We start from the raw sequence: 16,487 nt of genomic DNA on the forward strand, positions 1-16,487 counted from the left end.
CTGCCGTCCTAGTGGCTGCTCCGGGCGGAAGCATTTGCTGGGGAAAAGACTTCTTCAACCTTATGGCGCAGGTTTTCGCCCTTCTTGGTGGCGACGTCGTTCAACTCCTGGGCGAATTTGAGCAAGTCTTCGCGAAGGCGGTCTGCGAGTTCGTCTGTGCCGGAGGCGAGCATCCGTACAGCAAGGAGTCCTGCGTTGCGGGCACCGGCGATGGAGACAGTGGCAACCGGAACTCCGGCAGGCATTTGAACGATGGACAACAGTGAGTCCATGCCGTCCAGTGTCTTCAATGGAACCGGGACGCCGATGACAGGCAGGGGAGTGACCGAAGCCAACATTCCAGGAAGGTGGGCGGCCCCGCCTGCTCCGGCGATGATGACGCGAAGGCCGCGCTCGTGCGCGGTCTGGCCATAGCGGATCATCTCAGTGGGCATGCGGTGCGCCGAGACGACGTCCGCTTCAAAGGGGATGCCGAACTCAGCCAAGGCGTCCGCGGCGGCTTCCATGACGGGCCAGTCGGAGTCGGAGCCCATCACGAGACCTACGAGCGGGGCTGTTGATGCTGATGTCATTCGGTCTCCTCGTGGGTGGTCTGTGCGGGCATCCGGCCGTCACGGATGATGTTGGCTACTGCCGTGGCGCGTTGGCGGATGGAATCTACCTCCGAGGTAGATGTGCCAGCCAGATTGACATGCCCGATCTTCCGCCCCGCCCGCACGGACTTGCCGTAGCAGTGCACCTTTGCTGCCGGTTCGTAAGCCAAGGCCATGGGGAAGGCTTCGAAGAGGTTCTGGTTATCCCCACCCAGGAAATTCTTCATGACAAATACCGGCGCCACAGCATCCGTGGCGCCCAGCGGCAGGTCCAGCACCGCACGGAGGTGCTGTTCGAATTGGCTGGTGATGGATCCGTCCTGCGTCCAATGGCCCGTGTTGTGGGGGCGCATGGCGAGTTCGTTGATGAGGAAGCCAGCGCCAACCCCAGGGGTTTCAAAGAGCTCGGCAGCCATGACACCCGTAACGCCGAGTTCGTTGGCGATCCGAAGTGCAGCCCCCTCGGCTGCGGCGGCAACTTCGAGTGGAATGTTCTGTGCGGGGGCGATAACTTCGTCGCACACGCCGTCTACCTGAATGGTGTGAACTACCGGCCAGGCGCGTGATTCACCACTGGGTGTGCGGGCTACAAGGGCGGAGAGCTCGCGGCTGAAGTCCACCTTGGCTTCGGCAAGCAGGGGGCTCATGGCCTGGAACCAGTCCGCAGTACCAGCTGCGTCATCGGCGGAGTCAACAATGCGGACGCCCTTGCCGTCGTAGCCGCCGCGCGGCGTCTTCAGCACCACAGGCCAGCCGATCTTGTCGCCGAATGCCACCAGTTCTTCTACTGAATCAACGGCGGCCCACTCCGGGTTGGGCAGCCCGAGGCGATCGATGGCCGCGCGCATCACGAGCTTGTCCTGCGCATTTACCAAGGCATCAGGTCCTGGCTGCACATTCACGCCGGCGTCGATCAAGGCACGCAGATGTTGTGTCGGAACGTGTTCGTGATCGAAGGTCAGGACGTCCACGCCCTTGGAGAACTCGAGCAGAGCGTCCAGGTCTTTGTAGTCGCCAATGGGGGCGTTGGCCACAGCGGGGACAGCCGAAACGTCCTCGCCCTCAGCCAAAACGCGTAGTTCGAAGCCTAAAGCGGTAGCAGGCGGGGCCATCATGCGTGCGAGCTGGCCGCCGCCAACAACACCAATTACTGGAAAAGTCACAAGGTTCAGCCTACCGAACCAGCGGCCGGAACACTGATTCAGCCGCTGTAACGTCACCATCTGGATGTGGTGCGGGCCCCCGTATCGGCGTTCTCACAGGGGACTCAAAGGGAACGGTTGGAAATGGGCGCTAAAATGGATGTGGCCCATCGGCCCACTTTTCAACGGCCATGGAGGGTCATGATCACCACACTTGCAGATCGCATCCGCGGACTTGCCTCGCTTTTTTGGCGCGAGGTAGCAAAGTTCGGCGCCGTAGGCGGTGTTGCTTTTGTCATTGACTCGGCAGTTTACATCTGGCTGTTTTCCGGCCCGATGCACGGAAGCGAAGTCTGGGCGAAGGCCATTGCGACGATCGTTGCAAGCGTGTTCTCCTGGGTAGCCAACCGCTTCTGGACCTTCCGCCACCGCAAACAGGCCAACGTGGTCCGTGAAGCCGTTCTGTTTGCCGTCATGAACTTCGTCGGGCTGCTGATTGCCTCCGGCTGCGTGTGGTTCGCCAAGTACGTGCTGGACTTGAATGACAAGCCATCGCTGTTTATCGCAGGAAGCGTCGTGGGACTCGTCCTGGGCACTATTTTCCGGTTCTTCGCCTACCGCTTTTGGGTCTTCAACGAAGAGTTGGATGCCGAGCCGGCCTACTCTCACGACCACGAGATCCTGGAGCTCCATCACAAGGAGAAGTCAGCTGCGGAGGCGGGCAGCGGAGGACCTTCAACCGGCGAGTTGCCCTCCATCAAGAACTGATCTCAGGATCGGCTGACGCGCTCATTCTCAAGCAGGTGCCCGGTCACTTCCAGATCGGGATGCACCAGTACCACTGAGCCGTCTTCTTTCCACGCGCCCAACGCCGCTGCCAGCCCCGGCTCCAAACCGTCGGACGCCCGAACCAGCAGCCGGACCCCGGGTTCCTGGGGTGCAGCGAATCGGTCCAGAAGGCTGTCATGTGTGTGGCCCGCGCTGCCGCGGACGGCCGGAAGGCTGGCTTCCGGTTCGCTGTGTGCCATGAAGACGTCACCGTGGGACCGTACTTCCGCGGCATAGTCCACGACGCCGGGTGGCAGGTCGCCGGGCCACCGCATCGCAAGTGCCGCGAGCGGCACGGCGACGACCGCCTCGAAGCCGGCCCCGGCGCCGTCGTCGGGAGTGTCTGTTACCAGCAGGTCAGCGGTGGTGCCATCGAAGACCACCTCCATGCCCAACTGCCAGGCGGCGAGTGCCCACACAAAGGATTTCCAGTGTGCGGGAAGGTCCAACCGGATAGCCTTGCCCGGCTCGGCGTCCAGTTCGTCCTGCAGCAGGTTGCTGGTCTTGGCAACCCAGTTGTCCAAGACCCGCCCGGAGAGCTCCACGCGCTCGGAATCAGGGCCGTACCACGTCAGCCTCGGGGAGGTGGAATGGCCGGATCGCAGGGTGGTCATCAGGTTCGCTGCCGGGATGCTCATGGATCAATCCTGCCACGGTGGGGCCGCCGCCCCACGGGGAAATGTGAAATGCGACACACCTCCGTTAAGTCCAATCGATGGACATCCGGGCGTGATCTTGGGAATTCCGCGGAATGTCAGGAATTGTTCATGCAAAGTGATGCGGGGCTTCCGTTTTTCCTCCAACCAGCCGCGCCACGGCGGAAAACGTTGGGCGTGGCGCATCCCACGTTTCTACAGATTCTTGATTATTATCCCGGCGCGGCTTGACTGGCGGGTAGTTACACGCGTGTAATTAGTAATCAACGCCGCTGCACAGATTCCCGGAACAACACCGGGGATCGGAAATACATCCAAGCAGCAGCTGCAAAATCAGGAGGGACGCCATGGGGCAAGCGTTGCGTATCCAGGAAGATGCAGTCGTCGCAGAACATGCGTCGGTGAAATACCGTTCGCGGGAGGTACCAGGGGACTGGTACGTGGACCCGGCGGATCCGGAAGCGGCAGACCGATACAACCAGAACGTGCAGCAGTCGTTGGAGGATCAGGCAACTGCCCTCCTCGCTGCACACGAGGCGTTGATTGGCGACCTGCCTGCCGGGCCGGACGAAGATGTGGACGACCCTCCGATGGAGTTGCGTCGTCCTCGGGAAATCCCAGGACAGCCGGTGTGGATCGGACTGCCGAGCCAAGGCGACTTCGATGACGAGGGCGAACTCGGTTGGCAGACAGACGCCCTGTGCGCCCAGACGGATCCGGAAGCATTCTTCCCCGAAAAGGGCGGATCAACGAGGGATGCGAAGAAGGTCTGCGGAGCGTGCAACGTCCGTTCTCAGTGCCTTGAGTATGCCCTCGCAAACGACGAACGATTCGGCATCTGGGGCGGGCTCTCGGAGCGCGAACGTCGCCGGCTAAGGAAGCGGGCAGTCTAATTCTTAAGGAAGTACACGTTACCGCCGTCGTGGTTTCCCACGACGGCGGGAACTATCTCCCCAGGACCTTGGCGGCACTGTCGGACCAGACGCGTTCGGCAGATGCCGCCATTGGCATTGATACAGGATCCACTGACAACTCCCTCGACTTGCTCCGGGCGGCCTTGGGGCAAGCAAACGTCACCAAGTACGTCCAGCCAAAGTCTGGCTTTGGTGCCGCTGTCCAGGCGGGCCTGGACGAGCTTGCACCCAACGATGGAGCCGAAGACGCTGAAGCGGCCGGTGCTGTCCAATGGATCTGGCTCCTTCACGACGACGCCGCTCCTGCTCCTGACGCCTTGGCCGAGCTTCTCCACGCCGTGGAACGGACCACTTCGGTAACTGTTGCCGGCTGCAAGCAGCTTGGGTGGCACGACGACCGTCATGTGGTGGACGTTGGCTTGTCCACCAGCCGCTGGGCCGAACGCCTCACACTGATCGACGCCGACGAAGTGGACCAAGGGCAATACGATGCCCGCTCTGACACCTTCGCGGTGAACTCTGCCGGCATGTTGATCCGCAGGGACGTTTGGGAGCAGTTGCAGGGTTTTGACCCTGCCTTGCCGGGCAGCGGAGACGACGTCGATTTCTGCTGGCGCAACTGGCTTGCCGGTAACCGCGTGGTGGTGGTGCCAAGCGCGCGCATGTTCCATGTGGAGCACCGACCGCACGGTCTGGGTACGTCCTCCGCAGCACGCAAAGCACAAATTCACATGCGCCTCAAACACACGCCGTGGTGGAACCTGCCGTTCCAGGCTGTGGGAGCGCTCTTGGGCGCACTCGTCCGTCTGGTGCTGAGTGTTTTGGTCAAGGAACCGGGCTACGGATTCGCCCAGTTCACGGCCACCGTCGCTGGCTTGGTGCGGCCCCTCGCTATTGCAAAAGGCCGCCGGATTGCCGCGAAGACCCGCCGCTTGCACCGTTCGGTGGTCCGGGGCCTCCAAGCGTCGTCGCGCGAAGTCCGTGCCAACAGGCGTTCCCTGCTGGAGGCCATCCGCCCCAGCGAGGAAACTACTGTGGCCTCGGATCTTCTCGCCCCCGAACCCAGCGGCGATGCCTCTGACGATTTCGCAGCGCTGGCCACCAACGAACGCGGATGGGTTGGCACCGGCGCAGTCGCTGCCGCCCTCATCGCGTTCGCCGCTTCTTTCATTGGGCTCTTCGGTCTCCTTCGCACGGGAACTGTGGCGGGGGGAGGGCTCCTCCCATTGTCCGAGTCACCCTCCGATATCTGGGCCAACGCCTCCACGTGGTGGATTTCCCTCGGTGCGGGACTGCCCGGGCACGCCGATCCCTTCGCTTACGTGTTGTGGCTCCTTTCCCTGTTTGGCGGTGGCGATGGCAACTCGGCAACAGTGTGGTTGCTGATCCTGGCCATGCCACTCTCTGCAATCGGTGCCTGGTTCGCTGCAGGGGCTTTGACCACCCGGCGCCGGTTCCGGATTGTTGCCGCTCTTGCCTGGTCCGGGGCGCCTGCATTGCTGGTTGCCATAAACCAGGGCAGGCCAGGTGCTTTGGTGGCCCACGTCCTGATGCCGTTGCTGATGCTGGCGCTAATACGTGCCTCGGGTTCGGCGATAGGCCGTGCCCATGCCACACGGGTACCTTTCACGCGCCGCCCGGCCCTCGTGCTCGGTAAACCGGGCATTAACGGCACGCCGTCCTGGACCGCTGCGGCGGCTGCGGGCTTGGCTATGGCTGCGATCACTGCATCGGCACCGTCCCTCTTGGGGCCCATTACGGTGGTCGTCGTCTTGGCAGCCGTGGTGCTCGGACCGCGGGGCAAGACACTCTGGTGGTCGCTTTTGCCCAGCGCCGCACTGTTCATTCCCTATGGAATTTCGGTACTTGACCGCCCCCGGTCCTTGCTGGCCGATCCGGGCTTGCCACTCAGTTTCGACGCGGCCCCACTGTGGCAACAGTTCCTGGGCCAGCCCCTGGCGTTCGAAATGGACGGCGGCCTCACAGGTCTTGGGATGTTCGGGCCTGGCGCTGTGCCCTGGGCTCTGTTGCTTGCTCTGCTGGTCAGCGTGCCAGTACTTCTCCTGGCTGTCGCAGCACTGTTCCTTCCTGGTAAGCGCACCGTCCTGGCACGCGTCTTCTGGTTGGCCGCGCTGGCTACCTTGGCCAGCAGTTGGCTGATGGGCCACGTGGCCACAGGCGTCAACAACAATGTGATTGTTGGTCCCTTCACCGGACCGGCGGTTTCAGCGGCGGGCATCCTGCTGCTCGGTGCGGCGTTGCTCGGCGCCGATAAAATCTTCGCCGTTCCCACCAGGACGACTGATGCCGCCCGTTGGAAGTCGCCCTTGCGGCGCGTAGCTTCGGGCGTGGCACTGGCTCTCCTCGTCTGTGGACCGTTGGCCGGGATGGTGGCATGGGCAGGACAAAACGTCCTGCAGCCCTCATCCGAGGGCCCAACGGCTACGCAAACCGCTGACGCCACACCGTCAGAGGCCAGTAAGAAACCATCTTTGGGCTCGGCCCGCCAAGTGTGGCCGGTGGATAACGACACCTTGCCAGCCACCGCCGTCGACCGCGGAGAGGGACCCGAACGTACGCGGACGTTGGTTATCACCAGCGGCGAGCAGGGTGCCTTTACGTCCTCGCTGATGCGTGGTGCAGGGACTACGCTGGACAACTTGTCCACCATCGCTTCGGCCAGGACCATTATTGGGGCGCCGGGTCGCGAAGAGATTGCTGCCGACGACGCCGCTACCGCTTCCCTCCGCAGGGCAGTGGCCACCATTGTGGCGAGCACAGGGGTGGACCCCCGCAATGATTTGGAGCAGCTCGGCGCCGGTTTTGTGGTGCTCAAGGCCGCTGATGACGCGGCCCAGCTGACCGCCAGCAGGATCGACGCCGTCCCGGGCCTTGTTGCTGTTGGACAAACCGACGCCGGGTGGTTGTGGCGCGTAACCCCGCGGAATTCCGCTGCCGCCACCGCCGCAGACACCACGCACAGGGTGCGCATTCTCAACGCCCAAGGTGAGGCCATCGGCTCCCTGCCCTCAGCTGAGGTGTCCGTTGACGCAGCGGTGCCCGCGGGTGACGAGGGCCGTCGGGTGGTCCTGGCTGAACGGTCCGATCCCGGCTGGAGTGCTTGGATGGATGGGCGACAGCTGAAGTCGACCACCTCCGGATGGGCCCAGGCTTTCGAACTTCCGGCCAACGGAGGCAACCTGGAAATCCGGTACACCAACCCTTGGGGTCTTTGGTTCGGGATCCTGCAGGCCGTCGTGTTCGGACTGACCGTGCTGCTGGCAGTTCCGATGCCCGCCCGCCGCTCGCGAACCGGCATGTCGAGGGACGAAGTCTCCCTCCGTAAGGAGTACAGCAGTGTCTGAGGACCCAAAGAAGCAGGCGGACGATGACGGGACGCGCAGTTCCACCAAAGATGCACGCAACTCCGCCAAGGATGCCCGCAGTTCCAGCAAGGGCGCCCGCAGTTCCAACAAGGGGATCATCACTGGGGTCTTGTCAGCAGCAGTGATCCTGGCGGCGGGAGGCGGAGCAGTCGCGGCCACCTCGATGGTTCCAGCGCCGTCTGGCGGTTCTGCAGTGGACGTCCGGCAAGCCGATGTTCCTGCGGGCCGCTCCCTGGGCGTTTGCCCGGAACCTGCGCGCCTTGTCACGGGAACCGATGTGGACACTGATGCTGAGTTCAGCCCGGTTTCCACCACAGCCACCAGTGCGCTTAACGCACTGGTCCTGAGCAATCCCGCAGGCACCATTCCGGGCAGTAAAGTGATGTCGCTGGCAGGGGACGCAGTTGCGGAAATTGCCAAGACCCCCACGAGCACACCATCGCCCACTTCCGGTCCACCGGTTTTGGCGGCAGCGGCTGCATCCATCAGCCCTGTGACCGCACCTACCGTGGTGGCTGCTGACCCGATCGGAAACGAACAAGCCTCCTTGGCCGCGAACCTGAGCTATTCAGCCAAGGACGGCGACCTCCGCGGCCTTGCGGCGGCTCCGTGTCAGCAGCCCGGAAACGACGCTTGGCTTTTGGGTGCGGACACCGCGCTTGGCCGGACGGCGGTCCTGAACCTCAGCAATGCATCGGAAACGCCCGCTACCGTCAACCTGGACCTCTTTGGCGCCCAGGGACAGATCCAGGCGCCTGGCGCGCGGGGTCTTTTGGTGGCTCCAGGGACAACGCGCGCGGTAAACCTTGCCGGCCTTGCCCCCGGCGAATCCCAACTGGCAGTGCACGTACGCAGCTCGGGCGGACCCGTCGCAGGGACCATCCAGCAGAGCGTGCTGCGTGGACTTGTGCCGGGTGGGGTGGAGTTCCTGTCCCCAGGTTCCGGGCCGTCCAATCTCCAGGTGATGGCCGGCGTCGACATTCAGGATGCGGCAGCGATCAAGGCGCTGGGCAGCAAATCGGGCTTTGCCGATGCCGTTCCCGCGCTTCAAATAGCCGTACCTGGGTCCACGGACGCCGTGGTTCAAGTCCGGCTGTACGGCGCCAACGGTGAGCGCCAGCGCCCCAACGGGGGAGTAGTCACCGTCAAGGGCGGCACCGTAGCTACGCTGGACCTCGACGGCGTTCCTGCCGGCAGCTACACCGTGAGCGCAAGTTCCGACGTCGCGTTCGTAGCTGCTACCCGGATTGCACGGGGGGCTAAAGCGGAGGAACCAACGGATTTCGCTTGGTCGCCGTCCTCGGCCCGCCTGGGAAGCCAGCATCTGGTCGCACTGCCCCGTGACGGGCAGAGCTTCTTCAGCTTCGGTGTCCCGGAGGGACGGGCAACTGTCAGCTATGCACCGGTGACAGCCGATGGGAAGGTGGGCAAGTCCGTGGACGTGGACATGTCCGGGGGCACAACATCTCTGATCGAACTTCCAGCAAAATCCGGACAGGCGGTGGTTGCCGGGTACGTGGTTTCAGCATCAGGGGACCCTGTGTATGGGGCACTTGTCCTGGGTCGGCAGGACCGCGCCGACGTCTCAGTTCTGGGCATCCAGGATGCTGCTGCGGGGCTCGAAAAAGTTCCCGTGACAGTGGGCTACTAGGCGTTAAGGCCACTAGGCATTAGCGGTACCGGCGCTACTGGTAACGACGCCGGTACACAGGATCCAGCGTCTCTGGTGGTACGCCGAGCATTTCCGCGGTGTACTCCACCACGACGTCGTGGACGAGGTCCTGCAGCTCGTCCCGTGTTCCGGCAGTCTGTTCCACCACACGGCGGTACACAGTGATCATCGGTGCTTCGCCGCGGCTGCCGGGAGTGTAGGAACCCATGGGAGCTGCCGTACCTTCGGCGACCAATTGCTCCAGGTTCGGCGGGATTTCGTCGACGGCGAAGAGCACGCCATCCAACTGCTTGCCCCACATATCCTGGAGGCGTTCGGCTGAGTCCAGCACCATGTCGTCGAAACGCTCGGCACGGGTCCGGAAGCCGGGAAGACTGGGGAGCATGAGTTCCCCACGCAGTCCTCTGCCGTGACGGTTTCTCCGGCGCCGCCGGAAACCACGGACATCCGCGCCGGTGTGTTCCTTTGCCTGATCGCCTTCGGCGTCAGTCCACCGGATTGTGAAGCCAGGAACATGTGGCTGTGACTGCATATATCGACTTTAGTCCCGAGGAACCGCCAATGCGACATCATGGCGAACAGCGCGCCGTGACCGGCGCAGACTGCAGCTTCCGGGCGGGCACGGCCAGCCAATGCGCAGAGTATGGGCCAAAGGGCGCTAATCTGGGATGTTGTGGGTGCTATTCGTCAGTGTTCAAGGTCCGCCTGCCGCCAATCCGCGGTGGCTACTTTGACGTACGTGTATGCCGAGTCCACAGCGGTCCTCGGCCCGCTGGCCACGTACGCCGAACCGCATGCGTACGATCTTTGCGCCCAGCATGCGGAATCCCTTACGGTTCCACGGGGCTGGGAAGTCCTTCGCCTGGCTATGCCAACAACACCTCCGGAGCCTGGCCCGGATGACTTGCTGGCACTCGCCAACGCCGTGCGGGAAGCCGCCTCAGCGGCAACGGACACCCCACCCCGTACCAGTCGGCCGCATGTCGAGCCGCCCGCCATGGTTGAAGGTACGCGCCGTGGCCACTTGCGGATTCTGCGCGAACCGTCCTAAGTCCGTTCTGGCTGAGCCAACTGCGGCAACCCCGGGACTCAAATCGTCGTCGGCTCCTTGGGGGATGGTCGTGCGCTGTAGGCTGGAATCTGCAGATAAATCCGCCAGCGGCGCCACACCCGCGCCATCCAGGGAGCATCATTCATGCCAAAGGTCAGTCCTGAACTGTTGTCCATCCTACGCTGCCCCGTGACGGGCTCACCGCTGGTCCAGGAGGGCGAGGAGCTTGTTTCAACGGCTGCCGCCGAGAACGGTGAAAAGGTCCGTTACGCGATCGAGGACGGCATTCCCTTGCTTCTGCCCCCGGAACTGCTGGCTGCGTCCAACGCCGCAAGTTCCGGCCAACACCACGCCAAAGCCTGACGTACTTCCAGAACAGCAATCCCGCACGGTACGCCTAAACATCTATAAGGACTTCCATGACTTTCGACTACAAAGTGGCTGACATTTCCCTTGCCGAGGCAGGCCGCCACCAGATCCGTCTCGCCGAGCACGAAATGCCGGGGCTCATGTCCCTTCGTGCTGAGTTCGGCCCCTCGCAGCCGCTCAAGGGCGCCCGCATCGCCGGTTCGCTGCACATGACGGTCCAGACAGCCGTCCTCATTGAAACCCTCACCGCCCTGGGTGCCGAGGTCCGTTGGGCTTCGTGCAACATTTTCTCCACCCAGGACGAAGCCGCTGCCGCCGTCGTCGTCGGCAAAGGCACTCCGGAGGATCCGCAAGGCGTTCCCGTCTTCGCCTGGAAGGGCGAGACCCTCGAGGAATACTGGTGGACCGCTGAGCAGATTCTCACCTGGCCGGGAGCGGACGAAAACCCGGAGCTGGGTCCCAACATGATTCTGGACGACGGCGGTGACGCCACTTTGCTGCTGCACAAGGGCGTCGATTTCGAGGCAGCAGGTGCTGTTCCCGCAGCCACCGAGGAAGATCCTGAAGAGTACGTCCTCATCCTGGACCTCCTTCGCCGGACCCTGGCCGCGGACCCGCAGAAGTGGACGCGCGTGGCAGCCCGGATCCAGGGCGTCACGGAAGAAACCACCACTGGCGTGCACCGGCTGTACCAGCTCGCGGAACAGGGCAAGCTGCTGTTCCCGGCCATCAACGTCAACGATTCCGTCACCAAGAGCAAGTTCGACAACAAGTACGGCATCCGCCACTCGCTGCCGGACGGCATCAACCGTGCAACGGACGTCCTCATGGGCGGCAAGGTTGCCGTGGTTTGTGGCTATGGCGACGTCGGTAAGGGTGCGGCAGAAGCACTGCGCGGCCAGGGTTCGCGCGTCGTAGTTACCGAGATCGACCCCATTTGTGCCCTGCAAGCCGCCATGGACGGCTACCAAGTGGCCAAGCTCGAATCTGTCCTTGCCCAGGGTGACATCTTCATCACCACCACCGGCAATAAGGACGTCATCATGGCCGAGCACATGCTGGGTATGAAGAACAAAGCGATCGTGGGCAACATCGGCCACTTCGATAACGAGATCGACATCGCCGGGCTTGCCAAGGTTCCCGGCGTAAAGAAGGTGGAGATCAAGCCGCAGGTTCACGAGTGGGTCTTCGATGCCGGCTCCGACTCCGAGCGGTCAATCATCGTTCTGTCTGAAGGCAGGCTCCTGAACCTGGGCAACGCAACGGGCCACCCGTCCTTCGTGATGAGCAACTCGTTCACCAACCAGACGATCGCGCAGATTGAACTCTGGACCAAGAAGGACCAGCCGGCAGGGGAACGCGAATACCAGAAGCAGGTCTACGTCCTGCCCAAGATTTTGGACGAAAAGGTGGCACGCCTGCACCTGGATGCCCTTGGCGTGGAGCTGACGGAACTGAGCAAGGACCAGGCGGACTACCTGGACCTGGATGTTGCAGGCCCTTACAAGCCGGAGCACTACCGCTACTAAGCCAAGTTCAGTTTGCGGTGGCAGTAACCACAAACAGGCAGCCTCAAGCCCGCAGTGAAAGGCCGGACACGTGACCAGCGTGGCCGGCCTTTCGGCTAGAATTGGGTGTTCAGTATTGCTTGCCGGGGGACAGGAAGACAGGAACCATGACGGAAGTCGCCAAACGGAAAACGGGCAAGATCCTTGCCATTGCAGGGGTCTGCGCCGCCCTCGTCCTGGGCGGTATTGGCGTTGCCACCGTTCCTGGATTGCTGGCCGGTGCCACCCCGAATGGCGTGGGAACAACCCAATCCACTCCGACGCCAGAGGCTAAACCCGTGGAGATGGGCATCACACCGCTGGACGGCGCTGTGGAATGGAATCCAGTGGTTGGCCCCCAGATCAAGGCCGTCAACGGTAAGGTCAAGGACGTAGTTTTGGCGCCGGTTGACGGCGGTACACCTGTGCAGGGGAAGACCAGCGCGGACGGCAGCACGTGGACAACCCTTGAGGTCCTGAAGTTCAAGACCCAGTACAGCTATTCCTTCACCATTGTGGACACCGCGGGTAAGGAAACCAAGAAGACGCAGACCTTCACCACGGTTTCTGCTGCCTACGAAGCCGACGCTTCCATCTATCCGCGCAACGGCACAGTTGCCGGCTCGGGCCAGCCGATCGAAATCAACTTCAGTGAACCTGTGGTTGACAAGGCCGCGATGGAAAAGCGCGTCGCCATCACTGTTTCATCGGGCCAGCCAGTCGCGTGGCATTGGTACTCGGACAAGAAGGTCCGCATTCGCCCGGAGGCATTCTGGGCGTCGGGAACCACGGTCACAGTGGATATGAAGCTCCTGGGCGTCGATTTCGGCAACAACATGATTGGAAATGGCGATGTTGTTTCCACTTTCACTACTGGGCCGCAGCGCGTGGCTGTAGTGGATGACAACACCAAGACGATGAACGTGTATTTCGACGGCCAGTTGATGCACACCGCGCCCGTATCGCTTGGCGGAGAAGACTGGCTTTCGCCCACCGGCTACGCCGTGATCCTGGAGCAGGAACGCAAATCCAACTTCAACGCTGGAAGCATCGGCCTCAAACCCGGGGACAAAGGCTACTACGCTCCTATGGTCGTGGATTATGCCAACCGCCTCACCTGGTCCGGCGTCTACGTCCATCAGGCCCTGGAGTCCGCTTGGGGCGCCATTGGACGCGTGAACGTCTCCCACGGCTGCGTTGGGTTGCTGCCAGACGACGCCGCGTGGTTCTTCAACAACATGAAAACCGGCGACGTCGTGCAGATCCTGAATACCGGTGCGCCAGCCGTGGAACCCTTGGAGGGCTTCGGCGACTGGAACGTCCCTTGGGCCAGCTACGCCCAGCGGTAGCCGCCATTTCCAGCCGGGGACACAATTGCTGTGACAATTTCGCCAACCCTTCGCCCGGACTGCAGCAATTGCTTCGCTCTCTGCTGCACCGCCCTTGGCTTCGCCCGCTCGGCTGATTTCGCGATCGATAAACCCGCTGCTTCGGCCTGCCCGAACATGGCCAGCGACTTTTCCTGCACTATCCATCAACGTTTGCGGCCTCGCGGATTCAGCGGATGTACCGTCTTTGACTGCTTCGGCGCAGGCCAAGTGGTTTCCCAGCACACATTCGGGGGCACGAGTTGGGTCCAGGACCCAGCGTCCAAGTCCTCGATGTTCGCTGTCTTCAAGGTGGTCAAGCAACTGCACGAAATGTTGTGGTATTTGTCCGAAGCTGAGCAACGCGCTTTCGATCCGGAGCTGGCCGCCACCGCCCGCCGGCTGTCCACAGATATTGAAACCACATCCCAAGGCGAGGCATCCGCAGTCCTGGCTGCCGACGTCGGACATTTACATGCTGAAGTGCGTGCCCTGCTGATGGAGGTCAGCGAGGAGGTGCGCGCTTCATATGGGGCTGAGGGCCGTGAAATGCCCGACGGCGGACTCCACCCGGGTGCCGACCTCATGGGCGCCAACTTGGCAAAGCGACAACTGTGCGGCTCGGACCTCCGCGGTGCCTACCTGATAGGGGCAAACCTGGAGCGCAGTGACTTAACCGCCGTGGACCTCCTCGGCGCCGATCTGCGCGATACCCGTCTCCACGGCGCCAACCTCTCCAGGTCCCTCTACCTGACGCAACCGCAAATCAACGCCGCCCAGGGAAGCCCCGAAACGCGCCTACCCGAAAGGCTCACGACGCCGGCGCACTGGCACTAAGAAGGGCGGCGAAAGGCTGGGGGTCGGGGTCCGGCAGCGTGCGTCCAAGCGAGGAACGAGCGAACGTGCCTGGACAGTACAGCCGGCGGCCTCCGGCCGGAAGCCCCGGCGTTGTCTCAGTCCTGTGTAAACGGCAGCTTGCGCAGCCTTTCGCCGATGGCGGCGTTGCGCTGTTCCGCTGTGCGGAGGCGGACAAGTTCGCGGTTGCGTCGCTCGCCGAGGACCGCCCCTATGTAGTCCTCGGGGATGGTTCCCGCTGGCGGTGGCGGCGCGACGTAGTTGGCCAGCTCGGAGGCCAGTGCTGCGGCCATCCTGACGCGTGAGGATGGTGCCATGAGATATGCCTGCTGAACGAAGGTTCCCGCCCGGCGGGCTGTGGCGTCGGGGATCCGGCCAATGTCCGCCATGGCTACCCACGGTTGGAGGTAGGGCGGAGCGCCGGGAAAGATCCTCGGCTCGGAGGGCACGCGCTGCCGCAGCGAGTAAGTGCCGGCCACGACGTCGCCGAGGCGCTTGGACTTGTCGTTGAAAAGTGCCACGCCGATAGCGAGGCCACCGAAGGTCATGTAAATCTCGAGGAACCCCAGCAATCCACGGATGACCGCGTGCCGGAACCTGATGGATCCGCCGTCGTCCCGGACCACGCGCAGGCCCGCGGCCAGTTTCCCCAGTGAGCGGCCGCGGGTGAGTGTCTCCACAGTGACGGGAACGATGACGAAGGAGAAGACCACACAGGCCAGGATCATGGCCCGGACCGCGGCTTCATCGAGATCCCGGGCGGCGGAGAGGACCAGGACGATGAGGAGGATCAACATCAGGACGTTGGCAATGACGTCCAGAATGAGCCCCAGAGCGCGGGCGGCGAAGGACGCCGGGCGCAACTCCAAGACCACTGCTTCGCCTGTGATGATTGAACTCAAGTCCGCCCCCGGTGCGTAGCAATCGCGGCGGGCGCATCAAGTACCCGCATCAACGAGTCTAGCCGCGCCCATCCCGACAGACAGGGATAGGGCAGACAGGGACTGGGCAGACAGGGATAGGGTGGTGCCGTGGACATCGATGCCTTTTCGGCCGTGCATGGGAACAAATGGTCGCGGCTCACTTTTCTGGCCCATAAGCGGCGGCTCACTGGATCCGAAGCCGACGAATTGCTGCGCCTGTACCAGACTGTCTCCGCACATCTGTCACTCATCCGCTCGGTGGCTCCCGAGACGGCCTTGTCCTCATCACTGTCTGCCGCACTTGCCCAAGCTCGAACCAGGTTCACCGGGGCACGTTCGAACTTCATGGAAGACCTCGCCCGCTTCTTCGTCATCGCACTGCCCGCGGCGTTCTACAGACTCCGATGGCTGACGGTGTGGTGTGGGGTCTTCTTCATGCTGGTGAGTGGCGCGTACGCACTTTGGATCGGGACGTCGCCTGAGGCGCTGCGAGCCGCATTTGGCAGCGATGACAGGGTGCGTCAGTACATTGAAGACGATTTCATCGACTACTACTCGGAGAACCCGGCCGCGTCCTTTGCCGGCGCGGTCTGGACCAATAACGCCTGGATTTGCGCTCAAGCCGTTGCGTTCGGAATTACGGGATTTTGGGTGCCCATGATTCTCTTCCTCAACGCCCAAGGCGTTGGCGCGGCTGCCGGTGTGTTTGCCTCTGCGGGAAAATTGGATGTCTTCTTTAGTTACATCCTTCCCCACGGACTCATGGAACTTACCGCAGTGTTCATCGCCTGCGCAGCCGGGCTGAAAATTTTTTGGTCAATGGTCCGGCCCGGACCCAGGACCCGGATGCAGGCCGTCGCCGACGAAGGGCGTTCGCTCATCACGGTTGCCCTCGGGCTGGTCTTGGTACTTCTCATTTCGGGCGTGGTGGAAGCATTCGTGACACCAAGCCCCTTGCCTGTTTGGATGAAGATCGCGATCGGGGCACTGGTCCTGGCAGCTTATTGGACGTACACCCTGGTTCTGGGTGGACGTTCATTCCGTTCGGGCGCCACTGGCGACCTTGACAGCCATGACGCCGGCTACCGGGGGATTGCGGTCTAGGCGAACATGCCCGCACCTTACAGTTGCGTTTCGATCTTGCTCTACGCGGGGTGGCTCCTCGTCTCCGCCCAAACCCGGAC

The 16,487-nt window shown here is 62.7% G+C and carries 15 protein-coding genes; 10 read left to right on the forward strand and 5 right to left on the reverse strand.

The features are described 5' to 3' along the window. Window positions 1–8: 8 nt before the first annotated feature. Both purE and AC1DD5_RS06040 read right to left on the reverse strand, forming a co-directional pair. Window positions 9–572 carry a 5-(carboxyamino)imidazole ribonucleotide mutase gene (gene purE, locus AC1DD5_RS06035; RefSeq protein ID WP_442002676.1) on the reverse strand — a complete coding sequence of 188 codons (564 nt, stop codon included), beginning with the start codon at window positions 570–572 and terminating at the stop codon, window positions 9–11. After that, window positions 569–1,756, reverse strand: coding sequence for a 5-(carboxyamino)imidazole ribonucleotide synthase (locus tag AC1DD5_RS06040; protein ID WP_477520859.1), 1,188 nt, complete (start codon window positions 1,754–1,756; stop codon window positions 569–571). Before AC1DD5_RS06040 ends, purE begins: the two co-directional genes overlap by 4 nt. A 180-nt stretch (window positions 1,757–1,936) precedes the next feature. On the opposite strand from AC1DD5_RS06040, the gene AC1DD5_RS06045 reads away from it, so the two are divergent. Then, on the forward strand, window positions 1,937–2,503 hold the full coding sequence (locus tag AC1DD5_RS06045; RefSeq protein WP_477519557.1) for a GtrA family protein: 567 nt from the start codon (window positions 1,937–1,939) through the stop codon (window positions 2,501–2,503). A 2-nt stretch (window positions 2,504–2,505) separates the two neighbouring features. Here the strand turns inward: AC1DD5_RS06045 and AC1DD5_RS06050 are convergent, their stop codons facing one another. After that, entirely contained in the window at window positions 2,506–3,201 is a 696-nt protein-coding gene (locus tag AC1DD5_RS06050) for a TIGR03089 family protein (RefSeq protein ID WP_477520860.1), read from the reverse strand. Window positions 3,202–3,566: 365 nt separating this feature from the next. Between AC1DD5_RS06050 and AC1DD5_RS06055 the strand changes: the two genes are divergently transcribed. Genes AC1DD5_RS06055 through AC1DD5_RS06065 form a run of 3 tightly spaced genes read left to right on the forward strand, consistent with a single transcriptional unit; the run spans window position 3,567 to window position 9,170 of the window. Then, window positions 3,567–4,112 (forward strand): WhiB family transcriptional regulator, encoded by a 546-nt coding sequence (locus AC1DD5_RS06055; RefSeq protein ID WP_477520861.1) that lies wholly within the window; start codon window positions 3,567–3,569, stop codon window positions 4,110–4,112. A gap of 29 nt (window positions 4,113–4,141) precedes the next feature. Next, the gene (locus AC1DD5_RS06060) at window positions 4,142–7,498 is read left to right on the forward strand and encodes a glycosyltransferase (RefSeq protein WP_477520862.1); all 3,357 of its coding nucleotides are present in this window, start codon (window positions 4,142–4,144) and stop codon (window positions 7,496–7,498) included. After that, complete coding sequence (locus AC1DD5_RS06065; RefSeq protein ID WP_477520863.1) at window positions 7,491–9,170, forward strand: DUF5719 family protein; 1,680 nt, start codon at window positions 7,491–7,493, stop codon at window positions 9,168–9,170. The genes AC1DD5_RS06060 and AC1DD5_RS06065 overlap by 8 nt, the downstream gene beginning before the upstream one ends. Before the next feature lie 34 nt (window positions 9,171–9,204). Here AC1DD5_RS06065 and AC1DD5_RS06070 read toward each other — a convergent pair whose 3' ends face one another. Next, a complete protein-coding gene (locus AC1DD5_RS06070) occupies window positions 9,205–9,723 on the reverse strand; it encodes a metallopeptidase family protein (protein ID WP_477520864.1) in 519 nt (172 codons plus the stop codon). 111 nt (window positions 9,724–9,834) lie between these two features. Here AC1DD5_RS06070 and AC1DD5_RS06075 point away from each other — a divergent pair, with 111 nt between their 5' ends. The 5 genes from AC1DD5_RS06075 (at window position 9,835) to AC1DD5_RS06095 (ending at window position 14,362) form a co-directional block, all read left to right on the forward strand. Further along, complete coding sequence (locus AC1DD5_RS06075; protein WP_442002683.1) at window positions 9,835–10,242, forward strand: DUF3499 domain-containing protein; 408 nt, start codon at window positions 9,835–9,837, stop codon at window positions 10,240–10,242. A 144-nt stretch (window positions 10,243–10,386) separates the two neighbouring features. Continuing rightward, the gene (locus AC1DD5_RS06080) at window positions 10,387–10,605 is read left to right on the forward strand and encodes a Trm112 family protein (protein WP_416418316.1); all 219 of its coding nucleotides are present in this window, start codon (window positions 10,387–10,389) and stop codon (window positions 10,603–10,605) included. Window positions 10,606–10,661: 56 nt separating this feature from the next. Next, window positions 10,662–12,140, forward strand: a complete 1,479-nt coding sequence (ahcY, locus tag AC1DD5_RS06085; RefSeq protein WP_477520865.1) for an adenosylhomocysteinase — start codon at window positions 10,662–10,664, stop codon at window positions 12,138–12,140. Between the two features lie 146 nt (window positions 12,141–12,286). Beyond that, window positions 12,287–13,507, forward strand: a complete 1,221-nt coding sequence (locus AC1DD5_RS06090) for a L,D-transpeptidase (protein WP_477520866.1) — start codon at window positions 12,287–12,289, stop codon at window positions 13,505–13,507. Between the two features lie 30 nt (window positions 13,508–13,537). Beyond that, window positions 13,538–14,362 carry a pentapeptide repeat-containing protein gene (locus AC1DD5_RS06095; protein WP_477520867.1) on the forward strand — a complete coding sequence of 275 codons (825 nt, stop codon included), beginning with the start codon at window positions 13,538–13,540 and terminating at the stop codon, window positions 14,360–14,362. Window positions 14,363–14,478: 116 nt separating this feature from the next. On the opposite strand, the gene AC1DD5_RS06100 is transcribed toward AC1DD5_RS06095, so the two are convergent. Beyond that, window positions 14,479–15,282 carry an RDD family protein gene (locus AC1DD5_RS06100; protein ID WP_477520868.1) on the reverse strand — a complete coding sequence of 268 codons (804 nt, stop codon included), beginning with the start codon at window positions 15,280–15,282 and terminating at the stop codon, window positions 14,479–14,481. Window positions 15,283–15,411: 129 nt separating this feature from the next. Between AC1DD5_RS06100 and AC1DD5_RS06105 the strand changes: the two genes are divergently transcribed. Next, complete coding sequence (locus tag AC1DD5_RS06105) at window positions 15,412–16,407, forward strand: stage II sporulation protein M (RefSeq protein ID WP_477520869.1); 996 nt, start codon at window positions 15,412–15,414, stop codon at window positions 16,405–16,407. The last annotated feature ends 80 nt before the right edge of the window (window positions 16,408–16,487 follow it).

This window comes from Paenarthrobacter sp. 10L420, from assembly GCF_056395385.1.

Excerpts from the sequence above, each read along its gene's own strand:
- ahcY (WP_477520865.1), top strand. The coding sequence starts at position 10,662 with ATGACTTTCGACTACAAAGTGGCTGACATTTCCCTTGCCGAGGCAGGC.
- purE (WP_442002676.1), bottom strand. The coding sequence starts at position 572 with ATGACATCAGCATCAACAGCCCCGCTCGTAGGTCTCGTGATGGGCTCC.
- AC1DD5_RS06090 (WP_477520866.1), top strand. The coding sequence starts at position 12,287 with ATGACGGAAGTCGCCAAACGGAAAACGGGCAAGATCCTTGCCATTGCA.
- AC1DD5_RS06055 (WP_477520861.1), top strand. The coding sequence starts at position 3,567 with ATGGGGCAAGCGTTGCGTATCCAGGAAGATGCAGTCGTCGCAGAACAT.
- AC1DD5_RS06045 (WP_477519557.1), top strand. The coding sequence starts at position 1,937 with ATGATCACCACACTTGCAGATCGCATCCGCGGACTTGCCTCGCTTTTT.
- AC1DD5_RS06070 (WP_477520864.1), bottom strand. The coding sequence starts at position 9,723 with ATGCAGTCACAGCCACATGTTCCTGGCTTCACAATCCGGTGGACTGAC.
- AC1DD5_RS06075 (WP_442002683.1), top strand. The coding sequence starts at position 9,835 with ATGGGCCAAAGGGCGCTAATCTGGGATGTTGTGGGTGCTATTCGTCAG.
- AC1DD5_RS06050 (WP_477520860.1), bottom strand. The coding sequence starts at position 3,201 with ATGAGCATCCCGGCAGCGAACCTGATGACCACCCTGCGATCCGGCCAT.
- AC1DD5_RS06080 (WP_416418316.1), top strand. The coding sequence starts at position 10,387 with ATGCCAAAGGTCAGTCCTGAACTGTTGTCCATCCTACGCTGCCCCGTG.